The sequence below is a fragment of the Candidatus Hydrogenedens sp. genome (genome assembly GCA_035378955.1).
GTDB lineage: Bacteria > Hydrogenedentota > Hydrogenedentia > Hydrogenedentales > Hydrogenedentaceae > Hydrogenedens.
On record DAOSUS010000051.1, the window covers coordinates 1 to 20370 of the forward strand.

The 20370-nt window shown below is 32.7% G+C and carries 16 protein-coding genes and 1 tRNA gene; 13 read left to right on the top strand and 4 right to left on the bottom strand.

Features of this window, described 5'->3' with window-relative positions; genetic code table 11:
* The 3 genes from PLA12_10255 to PLA12_10265 form a co-directional block, all read right to left on the bottom strand.
* The coding region (locus tag PLA12_10255; GenBank protein HOQ32880.1) for an LON peptidase substrate-binding domain-containing protein at nucleotides 1–907 on the bottom strand (907 nt) is incomplete at its 3' end.
* A gap of 124 nt (nucleotides 908–1031) precedes the next feature.
* On the bottom strand, nucleotides 1032–2312 hold the full coding sequence (clpX, locus tag PLA12_10260; protein ID HOQ32881.1) for an ATP-dependent Clp protease ATP-binding subunit ClpX: 1281 nt from the start codon (nucleotides 2310–2312) through the stop codon (nucleotides 1032–1034).
* Nucleotides 2313–2447: 135 nt separating this feature from the next.
* A tRNA-Arg gene (locus PLA12_10265) sits at nucleotides 2448–2524 on the bottom strand.
* 206 nt (nucleotides 2525–2730) lie between these two features.
* On the opposite strand from PLA12_10265, the gene PLA12_10270 reads away from it, so the two are divergent.
* From PLA12_10270 to PLA12_10310, 9 genes are all read left to right on the top strand, one after another.
* On the top strand, nucleotides 2731–4005 hold the full coding sequence (locus PLA12_10270; GenBank protein HOQ32882.1) for an AGE family epimerase/isomerase: 1275 nt from the start codon (nucleotides 2731–2733) through the stop codon (nucleotides 4003–4005).
* Between the two features lie 61 nt (nucleotides 4006–4066).
* Nucleotides 4067–6166, top strand: a complete 2100-nt coding sequence (locus PLA12_10275) for a glycosyltransferase family 39 protein (GenBank protein HOQ32883.1) — start codon at nucleotides 4067–4069, stop codon at nucleotides 6164–6166.
* Nucleotides 6153–8261 carry a hypothetical protein gene (locus tag PLA12_10280; GenBank protein HOQ32884.1) on the top strand — a complete coding sequence of 703 codons (2109 nt, stop codon included), beginning with the start codon at nucleotides 6153–6155 and terminating at the stop codon, nucleotides 8259–8261. Before PLA12_10275 ends, PLA12_10280 begins: the two co-directional genes overlap by 14 nt.
* A 586-nt stretch (nucleotides 8262–8847) precedes the next feature.
* Entirely contained in the window at nucleotides 8848–10269 is a 1422-nt protein-coding gene (locus PLA12_10285) for a radical SAM protein (protein ID HOQ32885.1), read from the top strand.
* A gap of 144 nt (nucleotides 10270–10413) precedes the next feature.
* Entirely contained in the window at nucleotides 10414–11832 is a 1419-nt protein-coding gene (locus PLA12_10290; protein HOQ32886.1) for a radical SAM protein, read from the top strand.
* 146 nt (nucleotides 11833–11978) lie between these two features.
* Nucleotides 11979–13586, top strand: coding sequence for a thiamine pyrophosphate-dependent enzyme (locus tag PLA12_10295; protein ID HOQ32887.1), 1608 nt, complete (start codon nucleotides 11979–11981; stop codon nucleotides 13584–13586).
* Nucleotides 13564–14097 carry an indolepyruvate oxidoreductase subunit beta gene (locus tag PLA12_10300; protein ID HOQ32888.1) on the top strand — a complete coding sequence of 178 codons (534 nt, stop codon included), beginning with the start codon at nucleotides 13564–13566 and terminating at the stop codon, nucleotides 14095–14097. Before PLA12_10295 ends, PLA12_10300 begins: the two co-directional genes overlap by 23 nt.
* Before the next feature lie 77 nt (nucleotides 14098–14174).
* Complete coding sequence (locus PLA12_10305; protein ID HOQ32889.1) at nucleotides 14175–15146, top strand: ROK family protein; 972 nt, start codon at nucleotides 14175–14177, stop codon at nucleotides 15144–15146.
* 27 nt (nucleotides 15147–15173) lie between these two features.
* Nucleotides 15174–16577 (top strand): ROK family protein, encoded by a 1404-nt coding sequence (locus PLA12_10310; protein ID HOQ32890.1) that lies wholly within the window; start codon nucleotides 15174–15176, stop codon nucleotides 16575–16577.
* Here PLA12_10310 and PLA12_10315 read toward each other — a convergent pair whose 3' ends face one another.
* A complete protein-coding gene (locus tag PLA12_10315; protein ID HOQ32891.1) occupies nucleotides 16578–17003 on the bottom strand; it encodes a MazG nucleotide pyrophosphohydrolase domain-containing protein in 426 nt (141 codons plus the stop codon).
* Between the two features lie 124 nt (nucleotides 17004–17127).
* Between PLA12_10315 and PLA12_10320 the strand changes: the two genes are divergently transcribed.
* The 4 genes from PLA12_10320 to PLA12_10335 form a co-directional block, all read left to right on the top strand.
* Entirely contained in the window at nucleotides 17128–17310 is a 183-nt protein-coding gene (locus PLA12_10320) for a hypothetical protein (protein ID HOQ32892.1), read from the top strand.
* Between the two features lie 108 nt (nucleotides 17311–17418).
* Complete coding sequence (mpl, locus tag PLA12_10325; protein HOQ32893.1) at nucleotides 17419–18813, top strand: UDP-N-acetylmuramate:L-alanyl-gamma-D-glutamyl-meso-diaminopimelate ligase; 1395 nt, start codon at nucleotides 17419–17421, stop codon at nucleotides 18811–18813.
* 9 nt (nucleotides 18814–18822) lie between these two features.
* Nucleotides 18823–19206, top strand: a complete 384-nt coding sequence (locus tag PLA12_10330; GenBank protein HOQ32894.1) for a DUF2784 domain-containing protein — start codon at nucleotides 18823–18825, stop codon at nucleotides 19204–19206.
* An 86-nt stretch (nucleotides 19207–19292) separates the two neighbouring features.
* Nucleotides 19293–20370 (top strand): DUF1015 domain-containing protein (locus PLA12_10335; protein HOQ32895.1); only part of this gene is annotated, 1078 nt, incomplete at its 3' end.

Below are 20370 nucleotides of genomic sequence, written 5' to 3' on the forward strand. Positions count from 1 at the left end.
TATATTCCATAATGGTGGAATATTCAGGACTATAAGATTGGACTTTTTCCATATGTTTAATTTCAGCAGTGGCTTTTTCCAGTGCATGAGGAGGTAAATGTGATTTTTTTACAAGTCGTTTTAACTCATCTATATCTGATGGATAATCAGAAATACTTTCTATATCTAAGGGAGAATCCTCTGTGGCATCAAAAACCCATGTTTTTGTGTCTTCCCCATGACTGGATTTTAGTTCAGAGAACATCTTCTTCACTTTTGCTTGAGTAGCATTTTCTCGCCGAAGAATATATATTAATTTAGAAAAAATATCCTTTATATGAGTTAGCTTTATCAAATCTTGTTTATCATTAGGAGAAATAGTAAGATAGGTGCAAACAATATCTATAATCTCTTCAAAATCGGAACATTGTTGAATTAATTTTAAGATTTCTGTAGGTATTTGAGGATTATCTGTTGCATAAATCTCAAATTCTTTTATCAATATAGATTTATAAATATTAAATGATTTACTTTGCCGTTTATTAGAAGGGTGAAGCGTTTCTAAAGAAAAAGGTTGAACTCTTGCTTTAAGGAAAGGTTTTTCTTGAAGCCAGTTTAAAATTTTGGCACGGGATTGAGTGTCAATAACAATTTTAATTGTATTGTCCGGTAAAATAAGGGCTTGTTGTATTTGAGCAATAGTGCCAATTTCTAAATATGAGGGTTCTTTTGTTTCCGATTGGGAATATTTCTGATAAGCCAAAAGAATCATTTCTGAAGTTTGCATAGATTCCTGAATAGCATGTATAGATGTATCCTTCGATACTAAGAGAGGAACTGTATTTTTGGGAAATATTACCATATCTGTTAAAGGGAGGACAGGAAGTTCCTGAGGTTGAGGTAAGTTCTCTGTAGAGTTTTTTTTCATTTTATTTTTTGCTCCCATACATAAATCCAGAATAAACAGAGTTTAAGATTTGTTTAAATAGAATAACATAAAGAAATAGTTGCTATTAGAAAAAGAATATTATACAGGAAAATGCTATAAATTTTTACGCTGAGGCGGAATTGCGATTTTTGGTTTCTGTTTTGGTTCGAATATCTTGTTCGTATACAAAAAGTGGTTCTTCAGACTTTGTAATTACACCGGGCGTGATGATACATTCGCGTATATCTTTTCGTGATGGCAATTCGAACATCACATCTAACATAATTTCTTCTAAAATGCTTCTTAATCCTCTGGCGCCGGTTTCTTTCTTTAATGCATATTCTGCAATTGCCTCAATAGTTTCCTCCGGAAAACGAAGTTTTACATTTTCAAGTTCAAATAATTTCTCATATTGTTTGGTAATGGCATTTCGGGGTTCTACAAGGATTTTCTTTAAATCGTTAACATTGAGTTCGTGAAGAGTCGCTACAATAGGAATTCTACCAACAAATTCCGGAATCATACCGAATGAAATCAAATCTTCAGGTTTGACCATAGCGAGCAATTCACCAATACTATATTCTTTTTTCGATTTGATGTCTGCCTTAAAACCTATGATATTTTTGCCCACTCGTTTTTGAATAATTCTTTCTAACCCATTAAAGGCACCACCACAAATAAATAGAATATTTCGAGTATCCACCTGTATGCATTCCTGTTGAGGATGTTTTCTGCCACCTTGAGGCGGAACATTGGACATAGTCCCCTCTAAAATTTTTAGAAGTGCTTGTTGCACCCCTTCACCTGAAACATCACGGGTTATAGAAGGACTATCACTCTTACGGGCTATTTTATCTATCTCATCAATATAAACAATTCCCGTTTCTGCACGAGCAATATCAAATTCTGCATTCTGTAGAAGTTTTAGTATGATATTTTCTACATCATCACCTACATAGCCTGCTTCCGTTAATGTTGTTGCATCTACAATGGCAAATGGAACATCTAACATGCGGGCTAATGTCTCGGCAAGTAGTGTTTTGCCACTTCCAGAAGGTCCAATGAGTAAGACATTCGATTTTTGGATTTCTACGCCTTGTATCTCTCCACCGTATGCTATCCTTTTGTAGTGATTATGAACGGCTACCGAAAGAATTCGTTTGGATTGTTCCTGCCCAATTACATATTGGTCTAAAAATTCTTTTATCTCACGAGGGGTAGGAACTTTAATTGTTCGTCTATGTTTTTTACGATTTTGGTCATCGCGGATTATATCCGCACAAAGACGAACACATTCATCACAGATGTTAACATCAGGACCTGCTATAAGTTTGGATACTTCATTATGTTTCTTACCACAAAAAGAACATGTAGGAATTTCAGATTTAATTCGTTGATGATTCATAAACTACTCCACTAAGTATTACTTATATAATACCATATTTAGTGTTTTGGTTTACATTATATTGTGTGATTAACAATTATATACTATTTTAATACTATTGTCAAGAATTTACCAAAAAATGTTTAAAAAGAAAAATGGCGTTCCCGGAGGGAGTTGAACCCCCAGCCTCTTGGTCCGTAGCCAAGCGCTCTATCCAATTGAGCTACGGGAACACCGTAAAATCAAAAACTATTAAATTGGAATAAATATTATAACAATTTTTATAAAAATATTGCAAGTAGAAATAATATTTGTTCTTCATTTCTTATAATAGGTTAAACTACCTGAACCTAATTAATAAAGTGATTTATATTAAACATTCATAATATAATAAACTCTAATGGAAAAATATTGAGTATTAACATAAGGATACATAACTATGGTTACAAAAGAACGCGTAGAAAAACTATTAAAAGAAGTGCAAAACCATTTATTTAATGAATTACTTCCTTTCTGGGAAACACATGGCGTTGACGAGGAATATGGTGGATTTTTAACCTATTTAGACCGTGAAGGAAGACCTACAGGTGAAACGAAAAAAACACTAATCTGTCAGACAAGGATGATTTATACTTATTCGTCAGCTCATCGAGCAAATTTAGGAGATGGAAAGTATTTAAAAATAGCACAACAAGGAGTGGAATTTTTAAAGAGACATTTTTGGGATAATCAATACAGAGGATGGATTTGGATAACAGAAAAAGATGGCACTCCAATTGACCAGAGCAAAATTATGTATGGGCAATCGTTTGGTATTTATTGCTTGAGTGAGTATGCCATGGCTTCGGGAGATGAAGAAGCCCTTGAACTCGCAGAGGAAACATGGAGAACAATTAAGGCTCAGGCTGTAGATATTGCCCACGGAGGATTTGGGGAATTTTTTGAAAGGGATTGGACTCCTAAAAAGCCGGGTGTTTATGGTGGAGATAGAAAATCATTTGATGTTCACATGCATTTAATGGAAGCATTTACAAATTTGTATGAAGCAACAGGGTCGCTAAAACATAAACAGGATACTCTAAATGTAATTAAATTGATTTATGATAAAATGGTTCATCCTGAATATGGAACTGGTATGGCGCAATTTAGTTTTGACTGGAAACCTTTGCGGGCTATTATTTTTAAGAATGTTTGGGGGTCTGATAGAGATGCAGATGACCCGGAAGGGAGACCGTTAAATAATACAAGTTTCGGTCATAATGTGGAATTTTGCTGGTTGTTAAATCATACATTGAACATTCTGGGTGAGGATGTGGAGCCTTATAAAGAAAGAATGAAGAAGATGTTTGACCATTGTTTAAAGTACGGAATTGATTGGGAAAAGGGTGGGGTATATTGCGAAGGTCCTAACGATGGTCCGGCACGCGAAAGAAATAAAGAATTCTGGCAACAAGCGGAAACACTTGTGGCTATGTTGGATGCGTATCTCTTATTTGGTGAAGAAAAATATTTCGATGCCTATGAAAATGTTCATCGTTTTGTCATGGATTATGTTATTAATCATGCTGTTGGGGAATGGTTTCCATTATTTGATGAAAACAATAATCTTCTGTGGGACTACATGGCACACGCATGGAAAATTAATTATCATACCGTTCGTTCTGCAATTCAATCCGAAAGACGATTAGCAAAAATCCTTGCTCAATTAAAATAGAAGGAAAATATAGAATATATCTTTTCCAGATATAATAATAAACAAAAGAATGGTCTCTTTATTGAAACTCCGATCTGTTTTTAAAAAAGAGTGGTTTTTATTACTAATTGTCATTTTTATTGCAATATTTTTAAGATTATATCGTCTTTCAGAACAATCATTGTGGCACGAAGAATATGTAGGCTTAGCTAATATCCAGATTGCAGACTTATGGACTAATATTAAACTTCTATTTGTCAATGTGCCTGAGTATGGCATATCTCCTGGGGGACTTGTTTTATATTACTTTTGGGTTAAGTTATTTCCACAAAATCCTTGGGTTTGGAGGATTTTGCCTATATTCTTTGGTGGTTTATCTATTATCATCATCTATATTTTCGGGAGGTTATTGATGGGGAAAAATACAGGATTACTTGCTTCTTTATTGATGGCTCTTTCCCCATTCCATATTTATATACATCAGGAGTTAAAAAACTACGCCTTTTTATTGTTCTTATCGCTACTTTCCTGGTTGGCTTTTTATAATTACATTATAAGAACGAAAAAATCTTATTGGTTGATTTTGGCTTTCTTTACTAACTTACTACTTCCCTGGTTTCATGCATTATATATTTTTGTGCCGTTTATCCAATTTCCCCTTCTTTTAATTTATAAATTAAACAAAAAACAAAAATTTTTATGGATAAGTTTAAATTCTTTATCTGGTTTACCTTTTATTTTTTTTATACTTTTAGTGAAACCTCCTGCCTATAATTTATCTACTTTAGAAATAGAAAAATTATCCTTGCCCTTTATAATAACCACATTATTTGGAAACGATAGTGTTGGAATATCGAATGAATTACTTCCTTCATGGAAAACCAATTCCTTGGATATTATCAGTAATCGTTTTTGGCAATTTTTAATTCATAATTGGTTTGTTTTTGATTATATTTTATTACTCTTAATTATTCTTAGTTTTTTGGGGTTATTGTTTTATCTCTTAAAAAATAGGAAGAAAGAACAAATAGAGGATAAGTATAATGCAATAATTTTTTTGTTATATCTGTTTTTTGGCCCGGCAATTTTTTTCCTCCTCTTGAGAATTATTACAAATCAATCTATATTTTTACCTTTATACTTTTATTATATATATGCCTTCATTTATTTGATAGTATCCGTATTCATTTTTTCGTTAAGAAATGTAAAATGGAGATGGGTTATTGGCATATCCCTTGTTCTATTATTTATTACCCAATGTTTGGGAGTTATCAATTTTGTTTGTAGACCGGATTATCAAAAAGCAGTGACTTATTTAGACGAAAATGTAAAAATAGGAGATGAAGTATTAGATTTACAGGTTGGTGCTAATGTTTTTGAAACATGGAAAATATACAAAAAGAGGAATGACTATCATTTAACTCCTATTTTTTCATTACAGGCAGTCGTTGACCATACGATAAACAAATTTACAGACACTGCAATATCAGATAATAATCCAGCAATTTGGGTCTTTATGGAAACTACTTTTATAACCTGGTTTTTTCATGTAGACCCTACTTATATGTTAGTAGAGAATTTATCACATAAAGGAATAAAAGTTAATATAAAGCATTTTCCAGGAGCATTTAATTTATATATTGTAAAGTTAGAAAAACAGCAAGACTATGTTCTTCAATCAATTCAAATCCCTTCATTTCAACCGTTAGATTATGAAAAATTATTATTAGAGTTTAATTTGTCTACAAAAGATGAAAAAGAAAACCTGCGGAAATCAGAAATATTGAAGCGGTATTTTGCAATCTGGCCTCCACTTTACTCATATAATTCAATCTTGGTCTTGGGTTCTATGATAAAAAATGGGGAAATTGAAGTTGCTGAAAACATAACGAAAGAACTGTATAAGAAAAATCCTGAGTTTTATCATATAAAATTTTTATATGGGCTTTGTTTATTCCTGAACAAGAAATATTCAGAGGCTGATGAAGAAATGAAGAGCCTTTTTGAAGAAAGTATAATATTTAGAAAAATGTATAGTGATTTATGGGAAGAAATAAGAATGAGAAAGGAGAATTATCAAACGATACAATATTTAGAACGAATGGAACGAGAGGGTTTTCACATAATAAACAAACCTCTATTTTTTACATATTCAAAAATAATTCATCATGAGTTGCAATAATAAGCACATTAATAACAGTAAAGAATGGATAATAATCCAATTAGATATAATCTATATATCTATACTTGTTTTTGTTGCTTTCTTTCTTAGGCTTTATCAAATAAATGCTCAATCCATCTGGTTTGATGAGTATGTTGTTATTGGTAATGTTAAGACTTGCAGTATAAAAGATTTCTTGTCTCTTTTATATATCAACTCTCCAGATTACGGTATATCTCCTGCCTCCGCAATAATTTTATATTATTGGATTCGTATGTTTGTTAATTATGAGTGGGTTTGGAGGTTACTCCCTATTACCGTTGGTGTTTTTTCTATCCTATTGACTTACTTTTTTGCTAAAACTATTGCAGAAAGAAAAGTGGCATTTTTATCTTGTTTAATTTTTGCACTCTCACCTTTTAATATTTGGTTTCACCAAGAACTAAAATGTTATGCGTTTTTGCAGTTTCTTTCTCTACTCTCCTTTTTTGCTTTGATGAATTTTATGTTTTCAAAGAAAAAACTTATGATGTGGTTAATGATTGGAACTATAGCAAATATTTTATTACCATGGTTTCACGCTACTTACATATTAGTTCCTGCTTTTCAAGTTCTAATTATCTTTTTATTTATAAAGAAAATCGACTTTAAGAAGATAGTAATTTGGTCAATCCAGTGTACTGTTTCCAGTGTTATTTGGGTAGTTTGGTTTTTTAGTTTATCCCCTTTCCTTTTCAATGTAATGGATGATACAAAAGGGAAACAACAAAATATATTAAAATTTGTCATTCCGTTTTTTGGTAGTGATTCTGTAGGATTATCAGATGACCTATTGCCTGTGTGGAGAACAAATTCATTAGATATTGTTGGACCAGTATGGAAAACAATATTAAGTTATATTTCATTTGCGGACTATTTCTTAGTTATTTTTTCCCTTCTCTTATTTGTTCTTTTGCTTATTTATGTTCTATACATAATCTTCAGGAAAGAAAAGATAAAGAATGAAAAACTGTTTTTGATATATTCATTTATTATTCCTATATTTATTTTTCTTCTTCTTGCAGGAGGAACACGAAAAAACCTATTTCATCCTTTGTATTTTTTTTATGCTTTGCCATTTTTATACATGCTGAGTTCAATATTTTTATTAGGAATAAAATTAAAAATAGTAAAGATATTTGTAATACTTGCGTTTTTATTCTCCTATTCTTATGAGGCTTTTAGTTTAATTTCATTCAAAAATAGAACCGACTATAAAAGTGCTATTCATTTTATTGAACAAAATGCAGGTCTAAACGATACTATTTTTGGACAAAGAATAACTACATTTTGGGATATAGGTAAGATTTATATGAACAGGAGAGATTTAAGGTATAAAAGTTTTTACTCTTTGTATGGTGCCGTTAACGATATAAAAAAAGAGATACAGAATAATGAAAAAAATCGGGTATGGCTTATGATAGAGCCTTTCACCCTGCAATTTATTTATCATGGAGACCCCGTAGACAAAATAACGAAAGCACTTACTTTGGAAGGGTATGATGTGTATTGGAAAGTATTCCCAGGACACTACAATTTGTATGCGGCTCAAATTAAAAAACAACGGGAAGGGAATGCTGTTGCAAATACAAAAGAACTTTTAAATCCGGAGATAAATTATGAGTATTTGTTAAAAGAATTTTCTATATATTCAAATAATGAGAACGAAAATCTACAAAATATAGAGATACTTAAAAAATATATACCTACCTGGCCATTAACTTCATGGATTAATTTGTTTGTTCTGGGAGAAATGGTAAAGGATAATCAGTATTTTGTGGCAGACAAAATATGTGATTATATGATTAGGAAATATCCTAATTTCGCTGATGTATATTTACTTAAAGGGTTTAGTTACTACCTTAAAGGAAATGAAAATGAAGGAAAGAAATATATTCAAATTGCATTCAACAAAAAACCTCTTTTAAAGCAATTTATACAACCATTGTTAGAAACATATGAAAATAAATATACTAATTTTAAGATAATAAAAAGAAATTTATTCCCTTTTGGAGATGTAGTTATTTATTTTTCATTAAAATTTAGAAAAAATAATATGATCACTGATAGGACATAGGTAACCGATATATAAAATTTAGTTAACGGATATTGCATTCCTCAGTTTTTTTAGAAGTTAGTTGGATATATTTTATATTAGGGAGTTGTTCTATAGTAAAAGGTTTGTTGCTTTTTTTCATAACCACTTTTCGTAGGGAGTTAAGCCACCTATAGACATACAAAATCTTAGGGACTTTAAGTGTGCTGTCAATTCTTTTCGTTTTTTTTCTCGATGTGCAAAAGAAAGGAATTTGGTTTTCCTATAGAAGTCTTTAATCATAATGGCAATGGGAGAAGTAATAGATTTTCTAAATTCTGGTGGCTACTATAAAATCGCTTCGGATATTTATAAAAAGTCTTGCGAGAAATTTGATAGAAAGCGGTCTTATCTTTAACTATCTTAAAGTGTTCCTTTTCTTGATTTATTATTTTCTGATATTCCATAATCATATTGAGTTTGGGTTCGTGAGTTGTTGCTGTATGTATTGGTTCATAGATAGCACCTCCTTGGTAAATTAATAGGTTTCGTATATATACACTAAATCAGGTGTTACCTATGTTCTGAGGTCTATCAAATAATATATAATATTATAAAATTATTTTTTATGAATATAGTTCTTATAAATTTAGGATATATTAAGCCTTTATATTGGGTTGTTAGCCCGCCAATGGGGATACTTTATCTTTCTGCATATTTAAGGAAAGAGATTGGTAATCATTTAAAAATAAGAATAATTGATTTAAAGATTGAAAACTTTTCTGTTGAACAACTAATAAAGGTTATTCATGAGATTAAACCTGAAATTATAGGTTTATCATCTTCAACAATATTTGCATATTTAATATCCTCATTATCATCAAGGATTAAAGAAGTACTGCCTAGTACATGGCTTGTATTAGGTGGTCCTCATGCTTCATCTGTTAGGTTACAGGCATTAATTGAAAGTCCAAATTTAGATATAGTAGTTCCAGGAGAGGGTGAAATTTCATTCAGAAATATTGTCGAAGTATATCCTAATAAAAATTCATTAAAATACATTTCTGGGATTATTTGGAGAGATAAAAATGGGGAACTCATAGAAAATCCGGGTGAGTTAAAAGTAATAGATAATTTAGACACTTTACCTTTTCCAGCCTATGATTTAATAGATATATCTAAATATTGGAAACTTCAATCAATGACACCTTTACCCCCAAGAAAATATGTTTCTGTTGTAAGTAGCAGAGGGTGTCCTTATAAGTGTATGTGGTGCCATAGAATATTTGGAAAATGTTTTCGTTTTTATTCCCCCAAAAGACTAATAGAAGAAATTGAATGGTATCAAAAAAAGTATCAAGTAAATGAATTTGAGTTTCTTGATGATAATTTTAATTTTAATCGGTCAAGAGTAATTCATTTTGCTGAATTAGTAAGAAGGAAAAATCTTAAGTTAAAATTAACATTTCCTAATGCAATTAGAACAGATTTGATAGACGAAGAAGTAGCAGAGGCATTGTGTTCTGCTGGTACTTATATGAGTTCTTTTTCTTTGGAAACTGCTTCACCGCGTTTACAAAAACTTACACAAAAAAATCTTAATATTCCTAAATTTCTTAAAGCAGTAGAAATAATGGCAAAAAAAAATGTTTATACCAACGGATTTTGCATGATGGGGTTTCCTACAGAAACTGAAGAAGAATTACAGATGACTATAGATACTGCAACAAATTCCATGTTACATACCGCAAGTTTTTTTACAGTTATTCCTTTTCCTGGAACACAACTCTTTGAATGGTTAAAACAAAATAAGCCCGAAAAAATAAAAAATTTGAATTATATGAATGTTGAGTATGGAAGTATTAAAATTAACTTAACTGATTTACCGGATAAATTATTTTTTAGTTACCAAAGGAAGGCAAATCTAAAGTTCTTTTTGAAGCCTGACCGAATTTATAGAATTTTAAGAGTATATCCAAAACCACTTCATCTTTTATCTTATTTACCTATTTATATCCAGAGGGTATTGAAGGGATTACTTGGATTATAAATTAGTAAAAATTTGTTATTTAAAAAGTTGTTAATTTTCTCTTATTTGAATATTGATTGGATTAACAAATCAATATATGTATTTCAAAGGAAAATTTAGTTATAATTTTATAAAATAATAAAGATTAGTTAAAGATAAGGTTACATGAAGGTTATATTAATAAATCTTGGTTTGAGGAAGTCGATGTACCCGCTGGCAACTCCGCCAATGGGTATTATGTATCTTGCTGGCTATTTACGACAACAGATAAAAGATATAGAGATAAAATTAATTAATCAAAAAGTAAAAAACGATAGTCCAGAAGATTTAGTAAAAACAATATATGAATTTGCACCAGAAATAGTTGGTTTATCTTCTTCCACTGTTTTTGCTGCTCTAATTCCGGAAATTGTGTCAAAAATAAAAGAAGTATTGCCTTCGTCCTGGGTGGTTTTAGGTGGTCCCCATGCCTCTTCAGTACGAAAACAAGCATTAAATGAATGTAATGGATTAGATATCGTTGTCCCAGGGGAAGGGGAGATAGCAGTAAAACAGGTTGTTGAAAGTTATCCCGACAAAAATGCCCTTGCCAATATATCTGGTTTGATTTGGAGAGATAGTTCAGGAGAGCCAATAGAAAATCCAGGACCATTACCAATTGAACAAGATTTAGATAATCTCCCTTTTCCTGCGTATGATTTGATAAATGTTGAGGATTATTGGAAATTACAATCTATGACTCCTATTCCACCTCGACGATATTTATCTTTAGTAACAAGCCGAGGTTGTCCTTATCAATGTATGTGGTGTCATTCAATTTTCGGAAAGAAAATAAGATTTAGCTCTCCCGAAAGAATATTAGAAGAAATTAATTGGCTAAAAAATAAATATGGAGTTACGGAATTTGAGTTTCTTGATGATAATTTTAACTTTAACCGAGAAAGAGTTTTTAAATTTTCGGAGTTGGTAAAAAACAAGAATTTAAAATTAAAATTTTCCTTTCCAAATGCAATCCGAGGGGATTTAGTAAATGAGGAAGTAGTAGAAGCCCTTTGTTCTATGGGTACCTATATGTGCTCTTTTGCTTTAGAGACAGGTTCCCCACGAATGCAGAAATTTACCTGTAAAAACCTTGATATTCCTAAATTTTTAGATGGTATAGAAATGATGGTTAAAAGAGGGGTTTATGCCAATGGATTTTGTATGATGGGGTTTCCTACGGAAACGGAAGAAGAATTACAAATGACAATAGATATTGCATCAAATTCCATGTTACACACTGCAAGTTTTTTTACAGTTATTCCATTTCCTGGAACACCTCTTTTTGAATGGCTTAAAATTAATCGCCCGGAAAAGTTAAATAATTTTAATTATATGAACATTGATTTTGCAGGGGCTAAAATCAACTTAACAGATTTACCAGATGAAGTTCTTTTCAATTATCAACGCAAAGCCAATTGGGTTTTTTTCATGAATCCCAATCGTATTTACCGATTACTTAGAGTTTATCCCCAACCATTACAACTTATTCGTTATCTTCCCATTTATTTGTATAGAGCAACAAAAAATCTTGTAGTTAAATAAAAGATTAATAAAAATTTTATCTACTAAAAAATCCTGAAATTAGCAATATTAGTATTATTAATTTTTGATAATTAAAAATAATTTTGTATATTATATTAGTCATTTTATAGTTTTTTATGTTTATTTTTTGTTTTAGGAGTTATTGGATGAAAAGATTGATGTTTGGAAATGAAGCGATTGCGTTGGCAGCATTACATAATGGAATTACATTAGGCACCGGGTATCCTGGAACTCCATCTACTGAGATTTTGGAATATTTTTCGGAGTATGGTGGTAAGGCACAATGGTGCCCGAATGAAAAAGTGGCTCTTGAAGTGGGTATAGGTGTGGCTTTTGCAGGTGGAAATGCTTTGGTAACAATGAAACATGTTGGATTAAATGTTGCCTCAGACCCTTTGTTTACGGTGGCTTATACAGGTGTTGAGGGCGCCCTTGTGATTATTTCCGCAGATGACCCTGATATGCATTCCAGTCAGAACGAGCAAGACAATCGAAATTATGCGCGTTCTGCAGGTGTAATGATGTTAGAACCCTGCGACAGTCAAGAATGTTATGATTTCTTTTTTGAGGCAGTTCGACTTTCTAAAGAATGGGAATTGCCTGTTATTCTTAGACCAACGACAAGAGTTTGTCATTCGATGTCTATTGTTGAATATAAAGAAAGAGAATACAGTCCTGTATTACCCATTAAATATAATCCGGACAAACCAGGTCGGGTGATGATTCCTGGTTATGCAAGACCTGCACATAGAAGATTAAGAGAAAAGTTATCAAAAATTAAGAAGTGGAATGAAACCTGTGAACTTAATAGGGAAGAGATTAAATCAGAAGAATTAGGAATCATAACTTCAGGTGTTTCCTATCTCCATGTTTTGGAAGCCGAACCGAATGCTTCTGTTTTGAAGATAGGAATGTGTTATCCATTTCCCGAAAATAAGGTTCGTAGCTTTGTCCAAAGGCATAAAAGATGCATAGTTATTGAAGAAGGAGACCCGTTCTTAGTTGAAAATTGCCGATATTATGGTATCTCCGTTGAAGAGAAACCGGAGATGTATCGTTTCGGAGAACTAAATGTAAATAGAGTTCGTCGCATTTTGAAAGAGGACACCTCTCCTGAACCCCTAATAAAACGGGGAAGACCTCCGAGATTATGTGATGGTTGTCCTCATAGAGCAACTTTTACTTTATTAAGTAAGATGAATTGTATTGTTACAGGAGATATAGGTTGTTATACTTTAAGTGTCCTACCTCCTTTCCAGGCTATGGATTCCTGCGTTTGTATGGGTGCGAGTATTACAGTAGGTCTTGGTTTGAGACATTCTCTGCCTACGGAAGAAGCAAAAAAGGTGGTCAGTGTCATAGGAGATAGTACATTTATCCATAGTGGTTTGCCCGGAATTGTAGAAATGGTATACAATCCACCACCCACGGGACATGTCGTTATTGTTCTTGATAATAGTACAACTGCAATGACAGGCATGCAAGAACATCCGGGGACGGGTAAAAAATTAAATCATGAACCAACAAACCAGGTGAAAATAGAGGAAGTGGCGAAGGCTATCGGGGTAGAAAATGTTGTTGTTACTGACCGTGTATCTATCCTCGAAAAAGCATTAGAAGAAGCACTTAATAATAACAGAACCAATCTTATTGTAGTAAGAAAAACATGTGCTTTATTGAGAAAAAAACAACAGAAAAATGAAACACAACAGATAGCAGGAGAAAAGACGAATGTTGCAACAGGAAGTAACTAATATTATTTGCGCAGGTATTGGTGGAACGGGAGTTATATTATCATCAAATATTTTAGCAAACGCAGCTTTCCTTGCTGGTTATGATGTCCGAAAAAGTGAAATTCATGGAATGAGTCAGAGAGGTGGTTCTGTATCCAGCGATGTTCGTTTTGGTAAAAAAGTTTATAGTCCTATGGTACCTGATGGTGAAGCTGACTTCCTTATTGTTATGCATCCTGATGAGCTGGAAAATAATTTATATCGCTTAAAATCGGATGGAATTGTGATAGATATTTCTTTGATTGTTGGAGGAAGTAGAGATTTGTCGCTCCTCAATGAAGAAAAATACCTGCCAGTAAACCAAAAAAACTTTAATATATGTCTTTTAGGTGCTTTGAGCAGTTACCTAAATATTTCCTATGAATGCTGGCAAAATGCCATATTTTCAAATTTGCCTAAAAAGGTTCATGAGCAGAACAAAGGGGTATTTGAATATGGGATGAAATTAACGGAATCCGTAAGAGCAAAATAGTTTTTTTATTGTTCACAATTTGTATAATTAATACGACCCATATTATAAAAAATCAAAATATTTCTAAAGGAAAAACTATGAAATCGAATGAATTTATTATAGGTGTTGATGTTGGGGGAACAAAAATTCTATCTATTGTTGTGAACAATAAATTAGAAATTATTTCAAGATGTCGTAAAAAAACGAAAGGTTGGGTAAAAGATACAAAACCCGAGGATAAAATTATTCAAACCATAGAAGAATCCCTTGAACAAGCAGGAAATCCAAAAATCATAGGGATTGGTATTGGAGCACCCGGACCTGTAGACCCAAAAAATGGAATTGTTATAAATACTCCAAATCTTGGCTGGGAAAATTTTCCTGTTGTAGATATTCTTTCAAAACATTTTGCAGTTCCCGTTGTTTTAGATAACGATGTAAATTTAGGAACTTATGCAGAATGGCTATTGGGAAAAAATAAAGAAGCAAAACATGTTGTAGGTGTTTTTCCGGGCACAGGTATTGGCGGAGGGCTTATTGTAAACCGCAAGATTGTCCATGGAGCCAGTGGTGGTGCTGGAGAAGTAGGGCATATGACACTACAGATAGATGGTCCTCTATGTGGCTGTGGTAAAAGAGGATGTTTAGAAGCGTTAGCATCAAGAATCGCAATAACACGAGAAATCGCTGGACTAATTCTTCGTGGCGAATCAACATATCTTGCCGAAAAAGTAGGAACTGATATTGCAAAAATAAGAAGTAGTATTATTGCAGATGCCATAGACCATGGTGAAAAAAAAGTAGAGGATATTGTAAGGAAAGCGGCTTATTTAACCGGTGTGGCTATATCAAATCTCATAAATGTAATGAGTCCAGAATTAGTTATATTAGGTGGAGGTCTGATAGAAGCATTAGGAAAAATATACCAAGAGGAAATTCAACGAGCTGTTAAAGAGCATGCTATGCCATTTTTAAGAAAAAAAGTATCAATAGAAATAGGAAAATTAGGAGACGATGCCGTAGCATTAGGTGCCGCTCTTTTGTGTGCAAAAAAGAATGATAAACTATAAAAATAATCGTTATATAGGAGAAGATATATGGATTTAGATTGGATGTTAGTAAAACCGAAATTAATGCCTCCTATGGACCCGAATTATATACCCCCCAAATTAGCCAATGACCAATTTAGGAAGAAGGTAAATGAAACAAAAGATGCAACAAAAGTTATTATTGCTTTAGAAAGGTTAAATCGTTCCATATCCCGTTTTGAAACAAAAATATTTTCAGAAGAACACCCTTTGTTTGAGTCAGGATTTTATTATATAGAAAGAATTTTAAAGTTTTTACTATGGCAAAAAGGTGGATGGAGAGTATATATTTATGCTCCGCAACCATTGATTCGTTATTTAGAGGAAACCTATTCAGTCCGGGGAGCAAGAGCCTTCGACTATAAATTTATGGGAGAAGATGTTTATGAAAATCCATTTACAATAGTTCCATGCAAAACAGAAGAAGAAGTTCCGCCGGCTAATGAAACATCGCAGCGTTTGGGCAGGCATATAGAGGGTTGCCGAGTAGGTTTCGATTTAGGTGCTTCTGACCGTAAAGCATCGGCTGTCATAGATGGGGAAGTAGTATATAGCGAAGAAATAATATGGGAACCTCGCAAGCAAACAGACCCGAACTATCATTATAACGAAATCATGACTGCTATAAAAACAGCCGCATCAAAAATGCCGCGTTTAGATGCAGTAGGAGGTAGTGCTGCGGGGGTATATGTTAATAATCGTGCCATGATAGCCTCATTATTTAGAGGAGTTCCTAAAGAGCGTTTTGACGAGGTGCATGAATTATTTAATCGTATGTCAAAAGAATTAGGTGTTCCACTGGTTGTTGTTAACGATGGTGAGGTTACGGCTTTGGCAGGGTCTATGTCTATAGGAGATAATGCAGTTTTAGGTATTGCAATGGGTTCCAGTGAAGCGGGTGGATATGTTACACCAGCGGGAAATATAACTGATTGGTTAAATGAACTTGCTTTTGCTCCTGTGGATTATAGTCCTTATGCTCCCATAGAAGAATGGTCTGGTGATAGGGGAGTAGGTGCCAATTATTTCTCCCAACAATGTGTATTTCGGCTTGCTCCTAAGGCAGGTATAAAAATTCCCGGTAATATAACAGATGCCGAAAAATTGAAACTGATTCAAAATGAATTGGAGAAAAGAAATCCTGAAGTTATTAAAATTTGGAAAACTATGGGAGTTTATTTAGGATATACCCTTGCCCATTACAGTGATTTCTATGATATAAAGCATGTGCTAATTTTAGGACGATGCACATCGGGCAGTGGTGGTCCTATCATGTTAGAAGAATGTCTTAAAGTTTTAAAAACAGAATTTCCTGAAATAAACGAAAAGATTAATGTCCAATTGCCGGATGAAAAGAATAGAAGAGTAGGACAATCTATCGCAGCCGCAAGTTTGCCCGAACTTAAAAAGTAATTAGGTAGTTTTTTTCTTCTTTTCAGCCTCTTTTACTTTATGCCATGACTTCCATGCTTCTTCTTCGGTAACTGCCTTTTTATCTCCAAAAACATGCTCATGTCGCCGTATCATTTTCCTATGGGCACATTGTAAAGCCTCTGAAAGATTCATTTTACCTTCTGCTTCTCCCGCAACAGCAGATGCAAGTAATATAAATAATGCGTCCCCGAATTCTTCATTTATTTCATCAATACTTCCTTTTTCCAATGCTTCGATGAATTCTTCGCATTCTTCCTTAGCATATTTTGCAAAGTCCAGAGAGGTTTGTTTCCTATCCCAGGGACATCCTTCCGGACTTCTTAAATAACGGGCAAGGTTAATAAGTAATTCAAAAATATCCCCTTCTTTCTTTATATCAAAATCTAAAAATTGATTTTTATCCATTAGAAAACTCCAAATCCAAACAATAATACCAATAATTTACCAAAAATTGTTAAAGTTTTTATATTAAGTGCCGATACATTATATAGAAGGAACAATTGAATATACAAAGACAAGGAAGTCTACTATGGTTACTCAATGCTGTGTTTGCAAAAAGATATTGAATCGTGAAACAAATGAATGGATTCACACAACAAAGATTCATGACCCAATTACACATACATACTGTCCTGAATGTCTTGAAATGTCACGCCGTATTTTAGGATTAAAACCCCGCCCTGCAAATTTAACCTCTAATCTAACAAAATAAAATTTGCAAATCAAATAATTTATTCCCTTCTCTAATGGTAATATTTTTACCCACTGAATTATACTAATACCCAAAACTATCAAAGTTTATTTTGAGGTATTCGTATAAATGGCAAAAATTCATTTTTCAGGTATTGGCGGTACTGCTATGATTGGGGGGGCTTATATTGCAAAACAATTAGGTCATGAAGTCCGTGGAAGCGATAATCCTTTATACCCTCCAACATCTATATTAGCAAAGAAATTAAATGTCCCTATTTACGAAGGATATCGTTCTACGAATCTTGAATGGAATCCCGATTATGTAATCATAGGCAATGTTTTAAGCAGAAAAAATGAGGAAGTTGAAACTATCTTAAACAAAGCTATGACTTATTACAGTTTGCCTGAATGGCTAAAATATAATCTGTTATTCAAAAGAAAACCCATTGTTGTTTCAGGAACTCATGGAAAAACAACGACTACTTCTTTAATATCATGGATACTAAGATATGCAGGCTATGACCCCGGATTCCTAATTGGAGGATTCCCTATAAATTTTGAAATACCAGCATATTCCGGCAAAGAAGGTTCCTATTTCGTAATAGAAGGAGATGAATACGATACGGCATTTTTTGATAAACGGGCAAAATTTTTACATTACTTACCTCAGATATTGGTTGTAACATCTCTTGAATATGACCATAGCGATATATATAACAGTCTCCAGGAAATAGAAAAAACCTTTCAGTTACTTTTAAGAATTGTCCCATCACAGGGACAGGTTATACTGTGTAATGATAATCACTCCCGTATGCTAAAACAGCACTGCTTTTCCTCATATCAATTGTATGGCACCTCAGATGATTCGGATTGGCAAGTTAAGACCGAAATATATTCCGAAAAAAGTATAATGAAGTTATATATTTTTTATAAAAATAAAGAATTTTGTGTGTTACGAACAAAACTTTTCGGATTATATAATGCTCTGAATATTCTATGTGCTGTATCAGTGGCTCATACAATAGGGGTGCCTATTAGCGGTATTGTAGATGGAATTGAAGAATTTCGGGGGGTTCGTAGAAGACAGGAAGTATTTTTAGAGGTAGAAGATAGAATATATATTGACGATTTTGCTCATCATCCGACAGCAATACAAGAGACATTAAAAGCAATCAGAGCAAAGTATCCTAATAAATATATTGTAGCAATATTTGAACCGCGTTCAAATACTACAGTTACCAATATATTTCAAAATGAAATTGCGGAATCTCTTTCTATATCCGATGAAATATGGATAACTCCGATTTATCGAGAAGAAAAAATACCCATTGAAAAAAGATTGAATAAAGAAGAGTTGATAAAAACCTTAACAGATAAAGGAAAAATAAGCAAGTTAGTAAAAGATTTCGATGAAATATTTGACTATTTAATTTCAGATGTAAAATCAAATTCTGTTATTGTTTTGTTGAGTAATGGAGCATGCGGAAATATTAGGGAGAGATTAGTTGCTCATTATAGGTAAAAGGTATAAATGTTCTGGTTAAAAATTATTGATATTTGTCTAACAGTATTACATATAAGTTTAATATTATTTTTCATTTTAGGCTGGATTTATAAACGAACAAGAAAAGTCCATTACTTATTAGTAATTATAATAGCAATTTCATGGTTTGTTCTGGGATTGTTTTATGGCTTTGGATATTGTTTCCTTACAGATATTCATTGGCGGGTAAAAATGCTTCTGAATGAAGAAAATTTACCTATATCGTTTATAAAATATGTGCTTGATAAAATGACAGGAAAAGATTTTAATGAGGTATGGGTAGATTATATAACTCTGGCCGTATTTGTTTGTGTATTAATTATTTCTACATCCCTTTATATAAGAGATAACAGGAAAAAAAATAAGGAATAAAAAAGTCATTTTTAGAAAAATATACCTAAATAGTAATATAATAACCCTGTATTCCCCATTAAAAAGTTAAAGGTAGAGGATTTTTTATGCCATTAGTAAGAGGATTTCGGGCGTTAAGATATAACGATAATGAGATAAACGATTTTAGTAATGTAATTACTCCTCCGTACGACATAATAACTCCTGAAATAAGGGAAGATTTAGCCGTGAGGAGTAAATACAATTTTGTCCATATAGACTTGCCTGTTGAAGATTCTAATAAATCAAAGTATGAGAAAGCCAGCGAACTATTTCAGGAATGGCAAAACAATAAGATATTAATTCGGGAAGAACAGGTAAGCGCCTATTGGTTGCGACAGAGATTTACAGATATTCGAGGTATACAAATGGAAAGGCTTGCCTTATTAGCCCTTACGAAAATACCTGAGGGACAGGAAGATAATTCGAAAATTTTACCCCATGAAAGGACATTTAATAAACCCGTAGAAGACAGGATGGCATTGTTAAATGCAACAAATGCACAATTAAGCCCTATTTTCTTTATATTTTCTGACCAGGAAAAGACATTGCAGCAATACTTTATAAAATATGTTCGAGATACTGAAAAACGCCCGAATATAACTGTTGCCACAATAGATGGTGTTTTGAATGAACTCTGGCAAACGGAATGGAATAATGAATTGACCTATTTATTTGAAAATAAAACTTTGTATATAGCGGATGGTCATCACCGATTTCAGACAGCAAAAAAGATTTTAGAAGAGAAAAAGAAAAAAATAACCGCAAACGATGTTTTAGAACCTTATAGGTATGTATTAACAGGTTTTGTGGCGTTTGAAGACCCAGGATTAGTAATTTATGCTCCACATCGTGTAGTAAGAAACTTATCTAACATCAATTATGAACAATTTTTTGAATCTTTGAAGAAATACTTTAATGTAATACAGGTTGAAGATAATCCTATTGATTATGTTATGCAAAGACAAAAAGAGTGTGAAAATAATAATCAAAGAAAGTATTTTCATTGCTTTGGACTGGTAATAAAGAATAAAGGACGGTTTTTGATAGAACTTAATGAGAAAGGGTATAAACGACTAACCGAAGAAGAAAAAACCAATGCCTTACATGATGTAAATGTATATGTTCTTCATAAACTTATTTTTG

Excerpts from the sequence above, each read along its gene's own strand:
- PLA12_10285 (HOQ32885.1), top strand. The coding sequence starts at position 8,848 with ATGAATATAGTTCTTATAAATTTAGGATATATTAAGCCTTTATATTGG.
- mpl (HOQ32893.1), top strand. The coding sequence starts at position 17,419 with ATGGCAAAAATTCATTTTTCAGGTATTGGCGGTACTGCTATGATTGGG.
- PLA12_10330 (HOQ32894.1), top strand. The coding sequence starts at position 18,823 with ATGTTCTGGTTAAAAATTATTGATATTTGTCTAACAGTATTACATATA.
- PLA12_10295 (HOQ32887.1), top strand. The coding sequence starts at position 11,979 with ATGAAAAGATTGATGTTTGGAAATGAAGCGATTGCGTTGGCAGCATTA.
- PLA12_10305 (HOQ32889.1), top strand. The coding sequence starts at position 14,175 with ATGAAATCGAATGAATTTATTATAGGTGTTGATGTTGGGGGAACAAAA.
- PLA12_10315 (HOQ32891.1), bottom strand. The coding sequence starts at position 17,003 with ATGGATAAAAATCAATTTTTAGATTTTGATATAAAGAAAGAAGGGGAT.
- PLA12_10270 (HOQ32882.1), top strand. The coding sequence starts at position 2,731 with ATGGTTACAAAAGAACGCGTAGAAAAACTATTAAAAGAAGTGCAAAAC.
- PLA12_10310 (HOQ32890.1), top strand. The coding sequence starts at position 15,174 with ATGGATTTAGATTGGATGTTAGTAAAACCGAAATTAATGCCTCCTATG.
- clpX (HOQ32881.1), bottom strand. The coding sequence starts at position 2,312 with ATGAATCATCAACGAATTAAATCTGAAATTCCTACATGTTCTTTTTGT.
- PLA12_10290 (HOQ32886.1), top strand. The coding sequence starts at position 10,414 with ATGAAGGTTATATTAATAAATCTTGGTTTGAGGAAGTCGATGTACCCG.
- PLA12_10300 (HOQ32888.1), top strand. The coding sequence starts at position 13,564 with ATGTTGCAACAGGAAGTAACTAATATTATTTGCGCAGGTATTGGTGGA.
- PLA12_10320 (HOQ32892.1), top strand. The coding sequence starts at position 17,128 with ATGGTTACTCAATGCTGTGTTTGCAAAAAGATATTGAATCGTGAAACA.
- PLA12_10280 (HOQ32884.1), top strand. The coding sequence starts at position 6,153 with ATGAGTTGCAATAATAAGCACATTAATAACAGTAAAGAATGGATAATA.